This is a genomic window from Brenneria salicis ATCC 15712 = DSM 30166 (genome assembly GCF_003315515.1).
GTDB lineage: Bacteria > Pseudomonadota > Gammaproteobacteria > Enterobacterales > Enterobacteriaceae > Brenneria > Brenneria salicis.
This window is the reverse complement of the sequence record NZ_QNRY01000028.1, coordinates 21,954-41,579: the sequence shown is the minus strand read 5'-3', so window position 1 is coordinate 41,579 and position 19,626 is coordinate 21,954. Positions and strand designations below refer to the sequence as shown.

The 19,626-nt window shown below is 48.7% G+C and carries 18 protein-coding genes and 2 pseudogenes; 17 read left to right on the top strand and 3 right to left on the bottom strand.

What is annotated here, in order from left to right:
* Positions 1-73 precede the first annotated feature (73 nt).
* The 9 genes and pseudogenes from DES54_RS12400 to DES54_RS12360 all read left to right on the top strand — a co-directional run bounded on the left by DES54_RS12400 (position 74) and on the right by DES54_RS12360 (position 7,475).
* Positions 74-658 carry a DUF2857 domain-containing protein gene (locus DES54_RS12400; RefSeq protein ID WP_113867812.1) on the top strand — a complete coding sequence of 195 codons (585 nt, stop codon included), beginning with the start codon at positions 74-76 and terminating at the stop codon, positions 656-658.
* On the top strand, positions 648-857 hold the full coding sequence (locus DES54_RS12395) for a TraR/DksA family transcriptional regulator (protein ID WP_113867810.1): 210 nt from the start codon (positions 648-650) through the stop codon (positions 855-857). Before DES54_RS12400 ends, DES54_RS12395 begins: the two co-directional genes overlap by 11 nt.
* 448 nt (positions 858-1,305) lie before the next feature.
* Positions 1,306-1,527: a hypothetical protein gene (locus DES54_RS12390; RefSeq protein ID WP_113867808.1), complete on the top strand. Its 222-nt coding sequence runs from the start codon at positions 1,306-1,308 to the stop codon at positions 1,525-1,527.
* A gap of 103 nt (positions 1,528-1,630) precedes the next feature.
* On the top strand, positions 1,631-2,296 hold the full coding sequence (locus DES54_RS12385) for a lytic transglycosylase domain-containing protein (protein WP_113867806.1): 666 nt from the start codon (positions 1,631-1,633) through the stop codon (positions 2,294-2,296).
* Positions 2,293-2,574, top strand: coding sequence for a TrbC/VirB2 family protein (locus DES54_RS12380; protein WP_113867804.1), 282 nt, complete (start codon positions 2,293-2,295; stop codon positions 2,572-2,574). The genes DES54_RS12385 and DES54_RS12380 overlap by 4 nt, the downstream gene beginning before the upstream one ends.
* Positions 2,575-2,583: 9 nt before the next feature.
* Positions 2,584-5,331 (top strand): VirB4 family type IV secretion/conjugal transfer ATPase, encoded by a 2,748-nt coding sequence (locus tag DES54_RS12375; RefSeq protein ID WP_113867802.1) that lies wholly within the window; start codon positions 2,584-2,586, stop codon positions 5,329-5,331.
* Between the two features lie 23 nt (positions 5,332-5,354).
* Positions 5,355-6,074, top strand: coding sequence for a TrbJ/VirB5 family protein (locus DES54_RS12370; RefSeq protein WP_113867800.1), 720 nt, complete (start codon positions 5,355-5,357; stop codon positions 6,072-6,074).
* 11 nt (positions 6,075-6,085) lie between these two features.
* Positions 6,086-6,360: pseudogene (locus DES54_RS12365) on the top strand (EexN family lipoprotein).
* Between the two features lie 74 nt (positions 6,361-6,434).
* Positions 6,435-7,475, top strand: a complete 1,041-nt coding sequence (locus DES54_RS12360) for a TrbL/VirB6 family protein (RefSeq protein WP_113867798.1) — start codon at positions 6,435-6,437, stop codon at positions 7,473-7,475.
* Between the two features lie 334 nt (positions 7,476-7,809).
* Here the strand turns inward: DES54_RS12360 and DES54_RS12355 are convergent, their stop codons facing one another.
* Complete coding sequence (locus DES54_RS12355; RefSeq protein WP_240635020.1) at positions 7,810-9,315, bottom strand: SIR2 family protein; 1,506 nt, start codon at positions 9,313-9,315, stop codon at positions 7,810-7,812.
* A 160-nt stretch (positions 9,316-9,475) separates the two neighbouring features.
* Positions 9,476-9,796 (bottom strand): annotated as a pseudogene (locus tag DES54_RS12350) (IS66 family transposase); the annotation flags it as partial.
* Positions 9,797-10,115: 319 nt separating this feature from the next.
* Between DES54_RS12350 and DES54_RS12345 the strand changes: the two are divergent.
* The 8 genes from DES54_RS12345 to DES54_RS12310 all read left to right on the top strand — a co-directional run bounded on the left by DES54_RS12345 (position 10,116) and on the right by DES54_RS12310 (position 18,467).
* Entirely contained in the window at positions 10,116-11,585 is a 1,470-nt protein-coding gene (locus DES54_RS12345) for an AAA family ATPase (protein ID WP_113867796.1), read from the top strand.
* Positions 11,582-12,595, top strand: coding sequence for a hypothetical protein (locus DES54_RS12340; RefSeq protein ID WP_113867794.1), 1,014 nt, complete (start codon positions 11,582-11,584; stop codon positions 12,593-12,595). Before DES54_RS12345 ends, DES54_RS12340 begins: the two co-directional genes overlap by 4 nt.
* Before the next feature lie 1,269 nt (positions 12,596-13,864).
* Positions 13,865-14,548, top strand: a complete 684-nt coding sequence (locus DES54_RS12335; RefSeq protein ID WP_113867792.1) for a VirB8 family type IV secretion system protein — start codon at positions 13,865-13,867, stop codon at positions 14,546-14,548.
* Positions 14,545-15,438 carry a P-type conjugative transfer protein VirB9 gene (gene virB9 / locus DES54_RS12330; protein WP_240635022.1) on the top strand — a complete coding sequence of 298 codons (894 nt, stop codon included), beginning with the start codon at positions 14,545-14,547 and terminating at the stop codon, positions 15,436-15,438. Before DES54_RS12335 ends, virB9 begins: the two co-directional genes overlap by 4 nt.
* The gene (gene virB10 / locus DES54_RS12325) at positions 15,435-16,652 is read left to right on the top strand and encodes a VirB10/TraB/TrbI family type IV secretion system protein (protein ID WP_113867790.1); all 1,218 of its coding nucleotides are present in this window, start codon (positions 15,435-15,437) and stop codon (positions 16,650-16,652) included. The genes virB9 and virB10 overlap by 4 nt, the downstream gene beginning before the upstream one ends.
* 11 nt (positions 16,653-16,663) lie before the next feature.
* Positions 16,664-17,692 carry a P-type DNA transfer ATPase VirB11 gene (gene virB11 / locus DES54_RS12320; RefSeq protein ID WP_113867788.1) on the top strand — a complete coding sequence of 343 codons (1,029 nt, stop codon included), beginning with the start codon at positions 16,664-16,666 and terminating at the stop codon, positions 17,690-17,692.
* A complete protein-coding gene (locus DES54_RS12315; RefSeq protein WP_113867786.1) occupies positions 17,679-18,080 on the top strand; it encodes a cag pathogenicity island Cag12 family protein in 402 nt (133 codons plus the stop codon). The genes virB11 and DES54_RS12315 overlap by 14 nt, the downstream gene beginning before the upstream one ends.
* Positions 18,081-18,164: 84 nt before the next feature.
* On the top strand, positions 18,165-18,467 hold the full coding sequence (locus DES54_RS12310) for a TrbM/KikA/MpfK family conjugal transfer protein (RefSeq protein ID WP_113867783.1): 303 nt from the start codon (positions 18,165-18,167) through the stop codon (positions 18,465-18,467).
* A 74-nt stretch (positions 18,468-18,541) separates the two neighbouring features.
* Here DES54_RS12310 and DES54_RS12305 read toward each other — a convergent pair whose 3' ends face one another.
* Complete coding sequence (locus tag DES54_RS12305; protein WP_113867781.1) at positions 18,542-18,955, bottom strand: GNAT family N-acetyltransferase; 414 nt, start codon at positions 18,953-18,955, stop codon at positions 18,542-18,544.
* Between the last annotated feature and the right edge of the window lie 671 nt (positions 18,956-19,626).

The following is a 19,626-nucleotide window of genomic DNA, read 5'->3' as shown; positions in this document are numbered from 1 at the left end:
AATGTTCTGGAGCATCCCATTTGGTTCGTCTGTTATGCCGCCTTCAAGAGAAACAGATAGAGGGGTCGGCATCATGATCCCATCACTGAACTACGCCGTATTAACCGATGCCCTTCACGCGCTGAAGGAAGGCAACATTCGCCACTGCGAAGCGCTGGGTTTCACTTTCGACGAAATGAACGCCCTCAATCAGCTGTCCCTGGATGAGCTGTTTATCATCAGCCGGGCATCAGCGCAGTTTATGGCTGTCACTGTCCATCATGACGCTTTACACCAAATCCTGGCATTGTCGCGTCAGGAGGTTCAGCGCCAGCAACAGATTAACCGGGCCATCGTTCTGGGTGGTTCAATTGCGCTGCTGAACCAATATTTTGGCCTCACCTCCAATGAAGTCTGCATCCGTCGCCGGTTGCTGGGGATCACCATCCCTCATGGCCGGACGCCCATACCAGATGAAGAGACCGATGCCGAGATCTGGCGACGATGGCAGAAACGCCATCCGGGAAATATCGCATCGCTCGACGCGCTGGATGTCATGATGCAGGTAACCGAAGAATTGTCCTCACAAGGGAATGGTCCGTCCCTCACCGCCGTCTTGAACCGTATTACGCTTTGCGAAAAAGAAACTTCGGACAGGAGGACATCCCATGCCGGATGAAATCGATCGCGATCAGGAATTTAATGAACAGCGTCTGGAGGATATGATTGAACAAAACCGTTTCAGACCGACAGCAACGCCATCATTGCCCTACTGCCGCCTGTGCGGTAAGTCCATACCCGATAAACGGCGTCAGACTTTGCCGGGCGTGACAACCTGTATTGAATGCCAGACAGCACTTGAACGCGGTCAACGCTGAGAATACGATGCCTTGCGTGCGGAGCGATATTCTTATCCGCACGCTTTTTATTATCTGCCTAAATCACTATCTATATTTGCATTGATTTAAATACAAATAAATCCGCCAGAATATTTCAGACAACCCCTTCACTCAAGTATTTAATCAAATTCGAACACCGTTAATTCCACACAGTTTTTCTTTTATTTTCCTGTTTGATTTTACTGTTACCCGCCTGAATCAGAAAGCGCACCCTAACCTCGCCATCATTCGCTGGCAGGCCTTATGGACGTTCATTCGTCCGGGCCAGGTATTCGCTCTTTAATAACAGGGGTCGGGCTGTCACGTAACCACAATTCAGGGTGCCGCTGAATGTCCTCGCTGACCCGTTGAAACCGGAATGCAGGATCGGGATGTGATTCATTTATTTATTTAATCCACTGTTGTTTATTCATTCAAGGAAAATAAGATGCGAAAACCCGTCTATCTCGCGTATGTCACTCAGGAAAGCCAACCTGATCTACTGGGTGAAAAAACCACGTACTGGACGAAAGTCGGCGTGGCGTTTGCTCATAACGGCAAACCCGGCCTGAACGTGATGCTGATGCCCGGCATTGCCGTCTCCGGCAAGCTGGTCCTCCTGGAGCCCAGAGACGATAACGATGCATCGCAGGAAATCCAGCCCGGCTAACATCCGAACAGGATCACCCCACATCCCTACGTTTTATTCCTTCACCCGGCATAGCACTTCAAATAGCCGTACGCATTGCCGGACTGACTTTACCGAGGCCACCATGCTTTCCCCCACTGCCTTTCTGGCGGCGGCCATGCAGTGCGCCGCCAGCGTTCATCCGTCCACATCGTTCGATGTCGCGCGCGTCGAATCAGGTTTTAACCCTTACGCCATCGCGGAGATTGTACCCAAGAGTGAAAGAGCGCCCGGTAATAACGGCGTTATTTCTCACCAACCAGATAACAGCGGAAACGCTCTTCGCGTCGTCAACAGGCTGGAGGCACAGGGCCGCCGCTATTCGGTCGGGTTGATGCAAATTACCAGCACTAATTTCCGCCATTACGGCGTGACCGCCGGTGATCTGCTTGACCCCTGCACCAATCTTTCCGTCTTTGAGCGCATCCTCACCGACTGCTACCGGCGCGGCGGCTCCCTAAAACGCGCACTCAGTTGTTACTACTCCGGCAATTTCGATACCGGCCAACAGCAGGAACCCGCCTTTAACCAGTCCAGCTATGTGCAGCGTATCGGCTACGTCGTCCCGTCAACACAGGAAGATAAACCACACCAGGTCGCCGTAAAAGCGGGGCCGGAGATGCGTTATCCCGCCACCGTCCTGCGCGGTGACATGGCCGATACAACCCCGTCGATTCTGACTTCCCTACGCTACCCGAACGCCATTATTCGCGGCGATTTACCCGTCCCTGTTACCCACGAGGAGAAATGACCATGCAAAAACGTCAATACTGGCCTGCGGCCGCGTACCTGTTACCCGCCTCCCGCGTGCTGGCGGCGGACAGCGGATTTGATAAAGCCAGCGATACGCTGAGCAATACCTCCACCGGCCTGCTGGGGCTGGCCGCCGTCACCATCACGCTGGCCACCATGTGGATTGGCTACAAGGTGCTTTTCGACGGCAAGAGTCTTTCTGACATGCGCAACGTCATTATTGGCGCCATCCTGATTGTCGGCGCGTCAGGCTTCGGGGCCTACTGGGCGGCGTAGGAGGAACGAATGACCACGCTGAACAAAGCGCTTACGCGACCTGCCGCCATAATGGGTATTCCCCTCGTGCCGTTCGTTATCGTCAGCGGGACGCTTGTCCTGCTGTCGGTCTATCTCAGCTATTACCTGGCGTTGCTGCTCATACCGGCCTGGATAGAAATGAAGTCCAAAGCACGAACGGATATTCATTATTTCGGTCTGCTCTGGCTGGCGTTTAAAACCCGTGGCCGGTTTGCCACCAACCGGCATTACGGCGCGAACGCTATGCTGGCCAATCGCTATGATGCCGTCGATGTTTCGGAGTTTACGAAAAAGATGAAGTTAAACGAGCGCATCACGCTGGATAAATACATTCCGTATTCCTCTCATATTCACCCCCAGGTGATAAGGAACCGCCATGGCGACCTGGTTGCCACCTGGGAGCTGGCTGGAGTCGTATTTGAATGCGAGGATGAACACCACCTGACATTCCTGGCAACCCATCTCAACAATGTGATTCGTTCGTATGAAGGACTGCCGGTCACCTTCTATATTCACCGCATAAGAGAGCAATACCGGGATGCGTTTGAGGCCCATTCAGGTATTCCCTTTGCGGATGAGGTCTCAGCGCGTTATTACCGGCCAATAAAGGATAAGCCGTTCTGGCGTCACCGGCTGTTTTTCACCGTCTGTTATGCGCCATTCTCGCGGCTGGAGAAAAAGGCCATGAAGAGACAGCCGGTCGGGAAAAGGCACGCCGCGCTGGATGACGCCCTGAAAGCGATGCTGGAGCATCAGGAGGCGCTGACGTCCGCCCTGTCCCGCTATATGGCAACGCCATTAGGGGTTTATGAGGAAAACGGGCGAGTGTATTCCTCGCAACTGGCTTTTTATCACCGTCTGTTAACCGGCAAATGGCAGAAGGTGGCGGTGACCCACTCACCGTTTTACGACACACTCAGCACACCGGATGTCTTCTTTAGCACCGATACCGCCGAGTGCCAGACGGTCGACGGCTCTCGTTTTTTCCGCAGTCTGGAAATCAAAGACTACTCACCCCAAACCCATACCGGTTTACTGGATGCGCTGCTGTATGCCAAAAGCGAGTATGTCCTCACACAATCCTTCACCTGCATGGCGCGGGATGAAGCGCAAAATCACATCCGGTTGGCGGAAAAACGACTGAACTCGGCGGATGATGACGCCATTTCGCAGCGCGAAGAGCTGATTGTATTGCGTGACCTACTCCAATCCGGGCATATCTCGTGTGGGAAATACCACTTTTCCCTGCTGGTCTCCTCAAACAGCGCCGACCGGGTGGTAAAAGACACCAACGCGCTGGCCCAGCCCTTTGCCGACCTCGGTATCATGACGTCCTTGTCCACCCTGTCTTTACCTGCCGCCTATCTGGCGCAGTTGCCGGGGGTGTATACGTTGCGGCCCCGGCTGGTTGCCGTCAGCAGCCAGAACTTTGCCGATATGGCCAGCCTACATAACTTCCATCCTCACAAACGGGACGGCAACCCCTGGGGCGAGGCCATCGCCATCCTGACATCACCGGGCGGCGGCGGTTATTACCTGAACCTGCACGACAGTCAGGCCGGGCGGGATGACTTCAATGAAAAAACGCCGGGCAATACGGCGATTATCGGAAAAACGGGGTCAGGGAAAACCCTGCTGATGACGATGATGCAACAATTGATGCAGAAATACCGCAACCCGGCGACGTTTGCCGTGTCCGCCACGATTAAACGGCTGACCACCGTTTATTTTGACAAGGACCGGGCGGCAGAGATGTCGATACGCCAGATGGGCGGACGTTACTTCCGTATCCGGACCGGCGTCCCCAGCGGGTTTAATCCGTTTTCACTGGCGCCGAGCCGGCGAAACATCAGTTTTATTAAACGGCTGGTGCGGATGCTGTGTCGCCGTAACGGCAAGCCGCTCGATCCACGCGACGAAGAGCGTATCAGTACCGCCGTGGATACCATCATGCTGGACTACCCGCCGGAATACCGCCGTTATGGTATTACCCGACTACTGGAAGTACTGCCGGAGCCGCCGACCAAAGACGCCCGCACCAATGGGCTGCGCATCCGGCTGAAACAGTGGGCGCAGGGTGGCGAATTCGGCTGGGTATTTGATAACGAAGAAGATACCTTCACTATCAGCGATATCGATAATTTTGGTATCGACGGCACAGAATTTCTGGACGACGACGACATCCGTGGCCCCATCACCTTTTACCTGCTGTACCGCGTCACCAGCCTGCTGGATGGACGCCGATTGGTTATGTTCATGGACGAATTCTGGAAATGGCTGGCCGACGTCGAGTTTTCCCGATTCTCGCTCAATATGCTTAAAGTCATCCGCAAGCTCAACGGCATCTTCATCCCCGCCACCCAGTCGCCCGATGAAATCGTTAAGCATCCCATCGCCCCGGCAATCATTGAACAATGCGGCACACAAATTTTCCTCGCCAACCCAAAGGCCAGCCAGGCGGATTACGTGGAAAAAATGAAAGTACCGGAGAGCGTGTATGACATCGTGCGCAATCTTGATCCGGGCGAACATTACATGGTGGTACTAAAAACGCCTCTGCGTGCCGGCGAAACCCGACCGTTTGTGTCGATGGCAAAAATGGACCTGTCGGGCCTCGGCAAAATCACCAAACTGCTGAGCGGGAGTGAAGACAACCTGAAAATATTCGATGCCCTTTATCAGGACGGCATGAAGCACGAGGAATGGAAAGCATCATTTCTTAAACAGGCAATATAACATCCAGACCGGAGAGAAAATCAATGCGTACCCGATATAGCATCCTGGCGTTATCGTTGTTTATTTCCGCTCCGTCGATAAGCGCCGGAATACCGGTTTTCGATGCTGTGCAGAATGCGGAATCCATTACCCAGTGGACTGAAAAACTCAAGCAATGGGAAGAAACCGTGACGCACTATAAAAGCGAGATTAACGCCTATAAGCAGCAATTAGCCACGGCGACGGGCGTACGGGATATTCAGGGTTTTCTCAGCGACGCCAGAAGCCTAAAAACGGATATTGATGCGCTGCGAAAGAATGGCGTTTCGCTGGATGACCTGCTCACGAACCAGAGCGGTGTATATTCCTCTGAACTTCAGAGCCTATATAATAAATATAAATCTTTCGATGCCTGCAATCAGTCCAGCGCGTCACAGAGTTACCTGACCAGCTGCAAACAAATCGTTCTCAATCAGGCGGTGTCCATTGAGAACACCAGCGATGTGGAAAACAGGATCAACAGCACACTCAGCGATATATCAGACTTATCTGACCGCATAACGAACGCTCAGGACACGAAAGAGTCCCAGGACCTGGCTAACGCCGTGGCGGCCAAAAGCGTACAATTAAGTGCGCTGACCAGCCAGTGGGAGATGTCAGTCAGGCAGTCTGAGCAGCGAACAACACTGCTGGAGCAGCAAAGACAGAAAGCCTTTGAGCAGCAGCAATTAACGGCACCGGTTGCTGATCTGAACACTCTATAGGGAGCTTAAACATGTCTAAATCCTTATTAACCTTATTCGTCGCCTCAGGCGTCATCGCATTATCCGGTTGTAAAGAGACAAAGTCCGAAGCCTGGTATAAGCAACATCCGGATGTACGTATACAGTTTATACACAATGCCTCATAGATGGTGAGGCGAGTGATAATTGCGAATTTGCCCACAGGGCCGCCATTATGTACGCGCAAATAGGCAAGCCAGGGATAAAGGAAAAATTCGAAGCACTGTTCCAGCAGGAAGCTAAAAAAATAAAATCTGTTACCGAGTAATATCCCCGCCAGTAAAAACAGGGACTCTTCCCTGTTTTTTATTCCCTGTCTATTTTTATATCAAGCGAGGCATTATGTCCGGTGGTATTTTTGTTGGCATGGACAAAAACATCATGGAAGGACTCAACGCCGTTTTAGAAGGTCAGTCTTCCACCTACGGCTCAATGATAAGCATTATAGTTGTCAGCTCATTCACCTTATTCATCGTTTATCGGGGGTATCAAACACTGGGAGGCAAATTACAGACCCCGGTTGAAGATGTCGTCTGGGATGTGGGCCGAATGTTGCTCATTACCACCTTTGTACTAAATCGCGATAGCTGGCTGGATGCCGTGATTGCTGCTATCGAAGGACTAAAGGATGGCGTAAGCGGCGATGATAATGTCTGGGTCCTGCTCGACACCGTATGGGAGAAGGCGCAGACGCTGGGGCAGACACTGTTTAATCTGGATACCTCCACCTATGTCCAATTGAGCGGGGGCTTCGCCGAAGTGCTGGTATGGGGTGGCGCGATCGTGCTTTTACTCGCCGCAACGTTTGTCAACCTGCTCGCCGAAATCACCCTACTGTTAATGACCACCACTGCACCCCTGTTTATTTTCTGTCTGCTGTACGGTTTCCTGAAACCCATGTTTGATAACTGGCTAAAAACCATTTTTACGGCGATATTGACGATAATGTTCTCTGCCTTATCCATCAGGATCGCCATCAATTACCTGAATAAAATACTGGATGCCGCTATAGCCACATCCAGCAATAGCAATATGGTGACGCTAGCGGCGCAATGTTTGTTGGCCGGGATCGCGTCGGGAGTTGTCGTTTATTTCTCCGCGAAGATTGCCAGTACGCTGAGTGGCGCAGCCGTCCAGGCCACATTACAAGGCGCAGCCATGAACGGCCTGAGCGGGCTGACGAAAAAATCCACTAGTGCAGCCAGACCGGCCATGATGGCCGGAGCCGCAGGGGCCCGACTGGCGATGAAACGGGGTATTAGTGCCGCCAGTGCCACGGGTAAACTCATCGCCGCAGGCACCGGCAAAGCCCTCTCTGCATGGCAAAAACGCGCCGCCGCCATCGAGAATATGAAACGTTTTAATCAGCAGCGTAACCGCTAACTCCTATCTGGATTAAGCCACCACTCAACCTGAAACTTTCTAATAGCAGAGCATGACTAGACCTGACAGGCTGCTCAGGGCGTGAAGCGGACGTTAAAGCTTGGTTCAGGTGCGCCCTTGGCGTCAAATAGGGCCACTTGTTACATGTGTGACTGATTATTAACTTAATAAGTTATTGATTGATCATGAATTTCGCTATCCATAATTTATCGCGTGATTAATTTTTTAACTTCATTCTCGAGAAGTGTTAGCACAATGCAATTTTTTTGAGGTTGAATTGGAATGGAAAATTAAGACCACACAAAGTGGTCATAATTCTCATTAAAGCAGGATTTTAATATGCGAGAAAATCATACAAACAAAGCAATTGTCTGTATCCTGTATTCACATTATGGGAGTTAGCAATTAAATATTTTTTAAGTTGCTCCAGGTTGATATTATCTTCGAAAACACCACAAGTAATCGTTCCTGCAACTTTCCACGCCGGAGTCTGTTCTAATATATCCTCAATTGATGTAAAGTCAGAGCGGCAAACCGCTCGACTTCTCTCAATTTGGCTGATTATTTTATCTAGTTGCCTTTCTTTAGCTGCCTTAATGTTTTCAAGTTCAGGGCATATTGAGCTAAATGCGTAGATCGGAAAATGCTCGTGGTGCCCTATAGTTTGCTTATTTAGAAGAGCTATAAGTTGCGTGTTCGCCTCGTCAACTATTTTAAAATAGTTTTGCATCATCTCAGATTTAGTTTGATATTCGTATCTTACAGTCCTTTCAGAACCGACAGCAATAACCATTTCTTCATTACGCAGCTCGTCAAGATTTTCTGTTATTTTTACCTTTATCTCGCCACCACTTTTTATTGTGTTCCATACCTTTTGTACCTTCCTAATATCCATAGCGGATACAGGCAATACTAAATTAGATATCGCGTCATAAACAGCTTTGTAGTTATCAGTTTTTATTTTATTTATCCTAATTATGGATAGTCCTTCTATGTTAATGTCATGCTCAGATATAGTAGTTGACATGTTCCCTTCAACGTATTCAACAAGAAGAAAATTGTCTTTTATCCGTTTTGCTAAGTCAGTATTCAAATCCACATAAGAAAAAATAGTCTGAAGGAGATATTTAATGTTTTTATCACTAATGCTGTAGCCAAGGAAAATAATAGGATTATGAATAAAAATAGATAATAATTGGGCTCTAATTAATTCGTATTTATTGTCGAAGCTTACATAGTCGTCTAGTGTTATTATAATGTTACTCGGATCACTTACACATCCATGTATTTTATAGACAGAGCCATATGGGTTGCTTAGTAAAATATTATTGCCAATTAGCGGAATGAAATCAAAAAAAACCTCTATGAGTTGGTCATAGTTTGTAGTAATAATAGAGCCTATGTTTTTCCTTGTCTTAATTAAACTGTTAATTTCCGCCTTCATAGAGTCTTTAATCTGAAGTTCTTTTAAAATAGATGTGAGATAGATTTTAAAGCGGCTAAGCTTTTTTCCACTTTTCATGCTATCATAAAATATATTATTTATCGCTTCGAATTTTCCGTGTCGATCTGAGGCTAAAGTGTTATTAAAAACTTCTTCAAGTTTCGTTGCTAAAATATCATAGCGATACTCATCTCCTTCAAGGCTTTCAGCTTTCAGATCGTAGTAGAACTCGGGATTCCCCGTCAAATCAACGGCGATTTTCATCAATAAGTCATCCCAACTAAAGGAATTTTTTAGATATCGAAGGCTAAAGCCAGTGCCAATGAAAAGAACTGGGTGATTTTTGTATTGGCTGACAAACTCTTGAATTTCCATACCACCTCTCAAAGTAGACATTTTATACCTCTATAAAACCAAATAGTTGTGAATAATTCCAACAGTCTTTCAAATTTATCAGTCATATGACCGAGAGAGAGTAGTTAAATCGTCGAGTTAGCATTAAAGTTTCGCTGGTATCAACCAAGTTGCCAGTGATTGCCACATTGAGTAGGGCCAGCTAAATGCTGCTTTGCACCGGCCAGTCGGCGATTACGGCAAGTACGTGGTGAAGGCAATGCTCCGGACCCATACCGCGCAGCTTGCATGCCCCTATCAAACTGGACGACAACGCACTCGCTCACCACCGTGCTTTGAACCGAAGAACAGGCAGCTTTCGTCCTATGCTGACCATCCTTAAAGCTTTTTCGGCGATATTGTTATCGACTTCTACCCAGCCATCCTCGGTAGAGTTCGTCAGTGCAGGCCATTGGCTCAGGGCATAAGCGTACGCCTTCGCAAGCTACGAGTGTCGCAACCGGATTTTCATCTTTTCTCGTAACTTTGTTTAGTACGTGTGGAAAGCATCGTGTATGCGAAAATTATTTATTCTGCAGAGTAACACGCCTGCTTTTGACTCCAAGACATTGACAGCAGGATCTCGGTCGGTTATGAGTGGACAATTGATTGAAGCAACGAATTTTGGACAGACTTGGATTACTGCGAAAACAGTCCGAAACGTTAGCCGTCAGTAAATATAGCTTTCCTAATGAATTTTATTGCTATCTGTGTTTCCAAACCGTTACATGTTTTTTCATTACAGGCTTAGTGGTAAATTTCTCTGCTAAGGGACAGAAAACTTAACATAGTGGCTTTTAAAGATGATCGATTTTTTGACATTTGATGGTCAGACTATACATGTAGGCTCTGGTGCGAAAAAATTCCCCAAATATTTTGACATTGACTCAATGAGCTTGCTGCTGGGCAAAAATGGTTCAGGTAAAACCCATTTACTACTGACGCTGGCGGAAATATTGACTGCTGGAGCTCCAGCAGGGGATCAGGGAAACTGGCAAAAAACGGATTTTTTCGACCGCCTGAGTCAACGGGATGCCCGCAACCCGCCAGAGGGTCTTGGGGTTATATATTATACCCCCTTGCCCTATCGTAGGGCCATCGAGCCACACCCCCATTTTATCAATGCCTCCACTATCTCTGGAAAAAAATTGCGAACCGGGATGTTGGAGCAATATACCCGTATCGCAAAGTCCCTTGGAGAAAAAACTCAATTGGTGGCACGTTTGTCCTATCGTCGCGATCTCTTTGAGCGTGTTATTGCGCCACAGTTACTGACACTGCCCGGCTCACTGACTCATTCGCGGGCGGAGATGCAACGCCAGTATCTTTTGGCGCGTCAACGTGACGAACAGCCAAACAGCAACACGCCAGAAATGCAACAATTCGCGGCTACGGTGGAAAACTGGTTTATCGATATTTTGCGTCAGAAAGGTGGTTCGGCTTATGTGAAATGTGTTCTGGCGACGCTGGAAAAGATGTCGAAATCCATCCGCCATCGCCATTTAGTGGTACTGTCATTTCTGTTGTCAAATCACCTATTCAATTGGGATGAAGCGCCAACACTGCCCGTTGAGAGAAAAATTGACGGCTTAATCGTACGCTTTACTGAGCTTTTAAGTAATTCTCATAATTTGCTTACTTCTCACGCACGCCATAGCACAATCGACACTAGCATCAGGCAAGGTATTGAGTTTGTTATAGATGATTCCCAGCACCTGCTGGCGATAACAAACAGCGAATCTGCTGTCGAACTCTCCTGGACCAACCTGAGTTCAGGATTAATGTCGTTAATGGAGCAATTCTCCCGCATTGATATAGCGCTTGACCGCCTGAAGGCAAAAAAAATGCAATCAGTTTTGGTGCTGATTGATGAAGGAGACACCTACTTACATATGGACTGGCAACGGCAGTTTGTTGAACGGCTCAATGCCTTTCTCGCTGAGGCCAAAAATCGTTGTCAGTTCGATTGTGTACAGGTGGTACTGGCAACACATTCACCGATTATTTCTGGTGATTTTCCTTCTTCAATGGTGCAACGTCTTGGCGACAACTTGTCCACCGATATTAAAACGTTTGGCAATTCAATGGATGCATTGGTACTGGAAGCATTTGACACACCTTCGATCGGTTCCTATGCCGCGCTCAAAGTACAGGCACTCCATAAATCTGTTATGGCCGGTAATTTAAGCCAAGAAGAGAAAAACTTGATAGAAGAAATCGGTGATGCCGGTCTGCGCCGAGCAGTATTAAATAATGTCAGGGCAGGATCATGATTATTGAAATTCCCGATGTTTGGATCAGTGCGGCGAAAAAACATGAACAATATCTCTGCAAAACCATTGCGGCGTATTTTAGAAAGGAATACTTAGCCGGGCCTCCGTGCCTGCTATTACATCAGGTTAAATTATTTGTTCGTCGTAATTTACGAACTATCGTTGCTACGTCTACACGGAACTTTTCGTCAGTCATTGATGATTTCAATCATACTTTTACCACTGATGATACAAAACAAAGTACGCAGCGTGATGAAGCCCTGGGAATGTTAAAAAATATTTTCAACTATGAAAAATTCCGTGATAGCAGAAAAATATGGGGAGCCTATCTCCTATGCGAGTGCTCAGTTTACAAGGTGTGCCCTTACTGCCATCTGCGCACCATTGATACAAATCCTAAAAGTGATGAATTGACAGGTTATCGACCTGATCTTGACCATTACATTTCACAGTCCAATTATCCTTTTCTCGCACTTTCTCTGGGTAACATCATGCCTTCCTGCTCAAAATGCAATGGTCCGCAGATGAAGCATGATACCGATTTCTACAAAGTTCCCCACCTCAATCCGCAGGTGGACAAAGCCGTGCTCAGCTTCAGCCTGCTTCCTGCCAGCGGCAAATCATGGTCACCGGAGTTACGCGCATTACGTGGTAGGAAGAAGGATTATTTGATTCATATTGCAGCACCAGAGGGAAACATAGCAGCCAGCAGGTCGCTCACGACTTTCCAACTGATTCCGCAATATCAAAATCATCTGCATGAGGCCTGGCGCATCGCTAAAAGCATACGCAAAAACCTTTCGTTCGCCAAATCTGTTGGACAAGTCACCGGCCTGAATATTCTCAGCCAGGACCAAGCTGAGGAGATAGAAACTATATTGGGGTTTTCACCTGACAGAGAGGACTTCCGAAATATTCCACTAGGTAAAATGATGCTCGATGTCTGGAATGATGTACAAAGCTGGGAAATATCTAGCTCTAGCCAAGGTCTTAACGCTTTTCCCCCCTAGCGTACTCTTGTGCCAGTTGCAGCATGATGCTGCAACTGGCACAAGGTTGCTGGAGTAGACTAGTTGAAATATGGCAGTCTCGAATGAACGAAAAACGGTCGTCATACGATACTCTCTCGCTAGAGCTTCCGGCTCATCTACGATTAGGCAGTCCGAAAACATTGTTAGGCAAAATATATTTATGGTGCCCTGCAACTGGCTGATTACTACCCACTTAAAACATCAAATCAAATTAAATTAGACGACGAGTTAGCTCTTATCAATGCCAAATACTCGTCTAAGTTAAGTATTCTCAGGAACTATAAAATTCAAAAAGGAGTATTGAGGGTACTTCTTCGATCAGGACATATTCCCCCGACTCAAAGAAATAATAACTAACATAAGAAAAATGCATAAAGTATGCAAAGGTGATTATCCCGCTATCACACACGAACAAATAAACTCCTTGCAATTAACAGACAATCTCACAAAATCCACATTGATAAACATGATCATACCTATACGATCCACGACGATTAACGCGGGTTATGAAATAAGCGATCACGCAATTGTTGTGCCACGTAGCGATAGAAATGATATTCCTGGCAACATTAAATCCGCATTGAGACTGTATGATGAAGATGCATAAAATTATTATTTAATCAGCACAATCACCATTGAAAAGACAAATAAAATCGAGGAGGAATTATGGGACTTCATCATTTTTATGAGAAAGAATTTTCCGAAAAAAAACAAATGAAATATCTATTGAGCTAATTGGCGAATTATATAAAGAGCCCATATTAGAAATCCGATATTTTTCTGACAAAAAACAGCCAAAATAATTATTTCATTTTTTCGGGAAAAGAATGCACATTGAAATTTATAAAATATCGATAAATGTCAATATTATAGGAGTTTAGCATTCGTCCATCAACTGAAAACGGATCTACCCACTTTGTTGAACTATCACAAATCACTTTCACGACATTCGCTTCTTCCTGGAGATTCAAAGGAGTTGGTAATCTGGTTGCGTTAAAATCGATTGGTAACCACACTTCTACATCTAATCTCTTCCCCGCTCATCATATCCGAATTCGTAGCGCGTCGTGGCAATAACACTGACGCCACCACATCCGTTAAATAAAGGGCCTGATATGAAACTCAGCATCGTCTTTCTGATGCTATGCGCGCTTACGGGCTGCGCACAGCATAACTTCATCCTTCCGCCGGTATCCGGCGATCCTAAACCGGTTAATTCCCCGGCCATCATCCAGGAGCTGACAAACCATGCCTGAAACAGAAAAAGTCCTTGCGTCGTCCCGAAATTTTGAAACCGTTATTCTGGAAAAGGATGCGCGTGAAAAAAAGGTTGCCTGGCTGATGGCAGCGGTCGGTTTTATTCTTGCCGCGATGGCAATCGTAGCCCTGATTATCCAGCTGCCGCTAAAAACCACCGACATTGAGTTATGGTCCGTGGATAAACAGACCGGTCGTTATGAATATATGACCCGTATTAAAGAGCGGGATATTTCGACGGAAGACGCCCTTGCGCATTCGTTGGCGGCGCATTACGTCAGACTCCGCGAAGGGTATAACTATTTTTCACTCCAGCGCGATTATGACGATGTGCAGTTATTCAATAGCGACAGCGTGAATAAAGAGTATCTGGACGGATTTAACAGCGACCAGGCACCGGATGTCATTTTCAATAAAGCGGAATATGTCGTGTATATTGACATTATTTCGAACGTCCACGCCTCCGCCACAGCGCCCGACCATCTGGCGACATTACGCATCAGGCGCACCATACGCCGCATTGCGGATAACTCGGTCAAAACGGATGTCTGGAATATTCGCCTGACATACCGCTACCTCCCACGCAAACAACTCACAGACAGCCAGCGCGAAGTGAACCCGATGGGCTTCATCGTCACCAGCTACCAGCGCGATAAAGAACTGAGGACTGAATGATGCTGAAAAATAGTCTGGGCCTTACCCTTATCCTGGCGTCATACGTGGCCTGGGGTGCCGCCATGCCCAGTGGAAGTACCTGGGACAGCCGGATGCAGAACGTCTTTTACAACAGCCAAAACGCCACGGTCGTCAATACCCGCCCCGGCTACGTCACCACGCTGCTGTTCGACGATGATGAGGAGGTTATTGATGCGCAGGCGGGCTTTCCCAAAGGCTGGACGGTGACCCGCAGTGATAACCGGGTGGGCGTCAGCCCGAACCCCATTACCCAGCCGGTGACGGATGCCAGCGGCAATAACGTCAGTCAGGTCTTTCTGCCGACCGCGAAAGACTGGAAGACCAATCTCTTTGTCGTGACGTCAAAACGTGATTATAGCCTGGAGCTGAACGTATTGGATAACGACTCACCCTCCCAGGCATTCGTTATCCGCTATCGCTATCTAGATGAGGCCCGCCGGCAATCAGACGCCGCCAATGCGAGTCGTATGAAAATGCTGCGCGAAACGCAGGAAAAACAGCAGATAGCAGCGGCATTCAAACAGGCCACCTCACCACGCAACTGGCGCTATACCAAACGGGTGGCGGCAGGCTCGGCGTCCATAGCACCGGACTTCACTTACGATGATGGCCGCTTTACCTATATCGGCTTTTCACCGGTCAAAATCCTGCCCTCTCCCTTCCTGATCGTTAATGGTCAAGAGCAGGCGGTCACGCCCCGAATTATCAGCCAGGGCAATTACACCGTGATGGTGGTACGGGCGTTGTCGCCTCGTCTGGTACTGCGCTATGGCAATGCCGTGGTGGGGATTGAAAATGCAGCATACGGGCAAGCCACTGTCGCCAGTGGCGACACCGTGTCACCCGCCGTCACGCTGGAGGCCAAATGACACACCCATCCTTCCCTGAAGCAACGGAAAAAACCACGACAGAACTGGAGTCAGAGGCCCGCGAGCGCGCCCGCTTGGCGATGGCGAGCCCGGAGCAGGAACAACAAACGCCGCCCGGTCAGCCCGAAGTGACCCGCTTTCGAAAATCATCCGGTCGCCGGACGCTGCTGGTCTGCCTGGTTAGCCTGGCCGTACTGATTGCACTGGCACTCGGCGGCGATCGCTTGCTCGGAGCGCTGAAAAAAGGTGACGAAAAGGAAGCCGACGCCGCACCTGCGCCTTCGACCGGCGCGGGACAACATGCACGAACCAACCTCGGCATGGACAGCAATCCGTTCGGTCTGTTCGGACAGAACAAGCCGGAAACGACGGCGGACAAGGGCCAGGCGCAAAACTCCGCGCCATCCTCCCCACCGGCATTGCCCACGTTGAACAAGGCAACGGCGCTGGCTGACGGGCTGAACAACGCCACCGAGGCCGCGCAGCGAGGCAACACGCGAACCACCCGAAACGAACCGCGCGACAATGCGGGAGCGACCGGCAGTCCGACAACCGCCTCCGTTACCCGTGGCAACAATGAAAAGCCTGGGGTGGCTAAGGTCACCGGCGTCAGGCGGCTGAACCTCGATCCTGATCTCTACATCCCGGTTGACCGCTATATCCCCTGCTCAATGATGCGGCGGTTTGTCTCCGATGTGGGCGGCGCGATTTCGTGCCTTATCAGCGAGGATGTCTACAGCGCCAGCAACCATGTAAAACTGATCCCGGCGGGCACCGTCGCCAGGGGCGTATACCGCGCCGGGGCATTACAACACGGACGCAGCCGGATGTTTGTTATCTGGATGGAGTTACGCACGCCTGAGCCCGGCAGCCTGCAAATTCCGCTCACGGATACCGGGGCCACCGGCCCGCTGGGTGAGGCGGGTATTACAGGCTGGATTGATACCCATTTCTGGGCGCGTTTCGGTAATGCCCTGATGCTGAGCACCGTGCAGGATGTGGCTGCGGCAGCGGCGGATTCAGCGCCGGGAAAAGACCGCAACACCGACTATACCGAAAACACCCGCGCCGCCGCGTCGGAAATGGCGAAAACGACGCTGGAGAACAGCATCAATATTCCGCCCACGATGTATCTGAACCAGGGCGACGTTATCAGTATCATGACCGGCACCGATATTGATTTTTCCTCCGTCTATCGGTTGCGCATGAAATAGAGGGGGGATATATGACGACTGAAAACCTGTCTCTTGATTTTATGAAAAACCAGCTGTTCGGTGATTTCCTGCCGCTGGACGGCCTGACGGAAATCGCCATTAACCGTCCCGGCGAGATCCACACCAAAATTCGCGGAAAATGGCAACGGCACGACGCTCCGGTCACCCTGCGTCAGTGCTACGCTTTTGCCAAAGCATTGGCTTCATGGAATGAGGACAACGTGGATGATACGTCGCCCATTCTTTCCGCTACGCTGGGATCCGGCGAGCGTATTCAGGCCGTTATTCCCCCGGCCTGTGAGCGGAATACGGTTTCCATCACGCTGCGTAAACCGTCATTCGAGCAGAAAACGCATCAGTCCTGGATTGATGCCGGTTTTTATAACCGGGTGACAGGTAAGGAGCAGACTGAAAGCAAGGATGATGAACTGGCCCGATATTATACCAGCGGGGATGTCCCGCGCTTTATTGAAAAGGCCGTTGAGTATGGTAGGACAATATTCATTGTGGGGGAAACCGGCTCCGGCAAAACCACCTACATGAAAACGCTGCTGCATTATATTCCTCAACACCTGAGACTCATCACCATTGAAGACAACCCCGAAATCCGATTTTACCACCACACCAATTATGTTCATCTATTTTATCCGGCGGACGCCGGGGATGATGCCATCGTCACACCCGGCAGGCTTATCCGGGCCAATTACCGGATGAACCCGGACCGCATTCTGCTGGCGGAAATTCGAGGCAAGGAAGCGTGGGACGCGCTGAAAATCGTCGGCTCCGGTCATGAAGGTCTTATCACCTCCCTGCACGCGGGCAGCCCGAAAGACTGTATTGAAGGCATTATTGACCGCTGTTTTGAGAACCCTGATTGCCAGAATATCCCCTTTGAGGTGCTGTTACGCAAAGTGCTTAAAAGCGTAGATATTATCGTCAGTATTGATATTCACGGCGATATCCGCCGGATGGGTGATATCTATTACAAATATCTTCACCTGGATAAAATGAAGGAGACCTTCAACTATGCGAACGATTGACCTGTTTTTAATCAGTGCGATGATAGTTATCCTTTCTGGCTGTTCATCCCCACCGGAACCCGTTCAGCCCGAATGGGATAAACCCGGCGTGGAAATGAATACGACACGCCCACAGTGGTCAGAGAACCGGGTTATTTTGCCGTCTCCCACAGTCGATGACCACTGGTCAATAAAAATGGCCTTCAACCCTGACGCGGTTTACCCGCCCGATGTCTGGTATGCCGTTGTCCATTCCAGTCAGATTATTGTTAACGCACCGGATAGTGAACGTTATTTCAGGGCGAAAACCTGGCTACGAAAAAACGGTTACTCCGGCGTCATTACCTTCCTGCCAAAACTGAATAATTGCCTGACCTGTAATACAACAGAAATTGAGTTTTATCGGTAACACCATACACACCCCAGGTTTTCCAGATACCCCCTCCCGACGACCCAACATTCAATAGCGCCTTACCAACCAGAGGTAATCAACATGAAATCGATCATGCTGCCTGCATTTTTTCTCTGTATTGCTCCGTTATTGCCATCCACTGCGATGGCTGCCGATGCCTGTGAAGTCGTTTTATGTATGTACGGTAAAACGACGGGTAATGACGGAGGAAAAGAATGCAGCTCTGCTGAACGTTCTTTCTTTAATATCGTGAAAAAGAACAAACACAGTTTTCTGCCCAGCCATACAGCCGATGCCCGTAAAGCATTTTTGCTCGAATGCGAATCAGCCGATCCGGAATTTATCAGCCAAATCATCAGCAAATTTGGCCGTATGCGCGGTTGATCAATTACCGGCACGTTTGCCGGGTGAGCAGATTATTATACGAGTAACCGGGACCATTACTGGCTGATTTGAATTTAAAGAACTTTCTTCATAGACGGTGAGGCATGAAAAATAAAACCATTACTTTCATAGAACGGCATTGCTTCTTTTCTCGCATCAAGAAAAACAAAATTCATTTCTCTCTCTTTTGCTTCCTTTATCGCAAAGCTCAGCAATAATTTTCCTATACCTGAACCTCTTTGTTTTTCATCAACAACCAGGTCATCAATGTGGAGATGAAAACCACGAGCTAACGTATGTACATGTCTAAATCCCATTACGCCAACAATGTTCTCACCTGAGTATGCAGCAACTAGCTCATAACCGTTAAATATTTGCATTCTAACCCTTCTGATAAATTCTTCTTCTGTCAGGTCCCTCAACTGCGATATTATTTTATAAGCATCAACCCACTCTGTTGGTAAAATTTTCTTTATTTCAATAGACATTGTTCTTCTTCCTCTGGTTTCATTTTCAACATAAAATTTGACAAAGGTAATGACTTGATGATATCGAAATCATAATACATTGGCAATCGACACTGCTTTCAGGAGAGGTTTTTAACTAATATTGAAATGCTCCTATTCAGTTAAATCCCGCTAAGCGATGAAATCAAATCTATATGATTGTTATCTCATTTTATCGAAATCATCATCCAGTTAAGGTGATAACAACAATCACAGATGCGGTTTTTGGGCTGTTAAATTCATGCGCAGAGCATGAATTTAACAGTGGCGTGAGGCGAGTAAATTCAATTTCGAAGAAATTGCTAATTTGCGTCGCCCGAACCCACCGGCGAGCGTTCACCCCCAGGTGAACCGAGCTGGCCGGGGGGAGCCGAATAAATTTTGCCGCCCCAGCGAGCAAAAAGACGCGCCCACGCGTCGGTTTATTTGGGGGGCGTAGCCCCGCACACCGTCGCGGCTAAGTCTCCGGCCAAAAGCCGGTAGCGTGGCGCGACCACCCTCTTTGAAGGCGTTTTCCCATTTTTTCGCTTGGCCGGAACGGACAAAAGAAAAAATAGGCGAAAAACGACGTCTCAAAGGGGGTGGTCGCGCGTAGCGGGCGACGGTGTGCCGCTGTTGACGTTGGGGGTTTTGGTGCGGCGTCCAGCCACGAC

What these genes read in the sequence shown, in the direction of transcription:
- DES54_RS12335 (WP_113867792.1), top strand. Translation starts at nt 13,865, where the DNA reads ATGCCTGAAACAGAAAAAGTCCTTGCGTCGTCCCGAAATTTTGAAACC.
- DES54_RS12390 (WP_113867808.1), top strand. Translation starts at nt 1,306, where the DNA reads ATGCGAAAACCCGTCTATCTCGCGTATGTCACTCAGGAAAGCCAACCT.
- virB9 (WP_240635022.1), top strand. Translation starts at nt 14,545, where the DNA reads ATGATGCTGAAAAATAGTCTGGGCCTTACCCTTATCCTGGCGTCATAC.
- DES54_RS12400 (WP_113867812.1), top strand. Translation starts at nt 74, where the DNA reads ATGATCCCATCACTGAACTACGCCGTATTAACCGATGCCCTTCACGCG.
- DES54_RS12380 (WP_113867804.1), top strand. Translation starts at nt 2,293, where the DNA reads ATGACCATGCAAAAACGTCAATACTGGCCTGCGGCCGCGTACCTGTTA.
- DES54_RS12305 (WP_113867781.1), bottom strand. Translation starts at nt 18,955, where the DNA reads ATGTCTATTGAAATAAAGAAAATTTTACCAACAGAGTGGGTTGATGCT.
- DES54_RS12355 (WP_240635020.1), bottom strand. Translation starts at nt 9,315, where the DNA reads ATGTCTACTTTGAGAGGTGGTATGGAAATTCAAGAGTTTGTCAGCCAA.
- DES54_RS12395 (WP_113867810.1), top strand. Translation starts at nt 648, where the DNA reads ATGCCGGATGAAATCGATCGCGATCAGGAATTTAATGAACAGCGTCTG.
- DES54_RS12315 (WP_113867786.1), top strand. Translation starts at nt 17,679, where the DNA reads ATGCGAACGATTGACCTGTTTTTAATCAGTGCGATGATAGTTATCCTT.
- DES54_RS12385 (WP_113867806.1), top strand. Translation starts at nt 1,631, where the DNA reads ATGCTTTCCCCCACTGCCTTTCTGGCGGCGGCCATGCAGTGCGCCGCC.
- DES54_RS12370 (WP_113867800.1), top strand. Translation starts at nt 5,355, where the DNA reads ATGCGTACCCGATATAGCATCCTGGCGTTATCGTTGTTTATTTCCGCT.
- virB10 (WP_113867790.1), top strand. Translation starts at nt 15,435, where the DNA reads ATGACACACCCATCCTTCCCTGAAGCAACGGAAAAAACCACGACAGAA.
- DES54_RS12360 (WP_113867798.1), top strand. Translation starts at nt 6,435, where the DNA reads ATGTCCGGTGGTATTTTTGTTGGCATGGACAAAAACATCATGGAAGGA.
- DES54_RS12345 (WP_113867796.1), top strand. Translation starts at nt 10,116, where the DNA reads ATGATCGATTTTTTGACATTTGATGGTCAGACTATACATGTAGGCTCT.
- DES54_RS12310 (WP_113867783.1), top strand. Translation starts at nt 18,165, where the DNA reads ATGAAATCGATCATGCTGCCTGCATTTTTTCTCTGTATTGCTCCGTTA.
- DES54_RS12375 (WP_113867802.1), top strand. Translation starts at nt 2,584, where the DNA reads ATGACCACGCTGAACAAAGCGCTTACGCGACCTGCCGCCATAATGGGT.
- DES54_RS12340 (WP_113867794.1), top strand. Translation starts at nt 11,582, where the DNA reads ATGATTATTGAAATTCCCGATGTTTGGATCAGTGCGGCGAAAAAACAT.
- virB11 (WP_113867788.1), top strand. Translation starts at nt 16,664, where the DNA reads ATGACGACTGAAAACCTGTCTCTTGATTTTATGAAAAACCAGCTGTTC.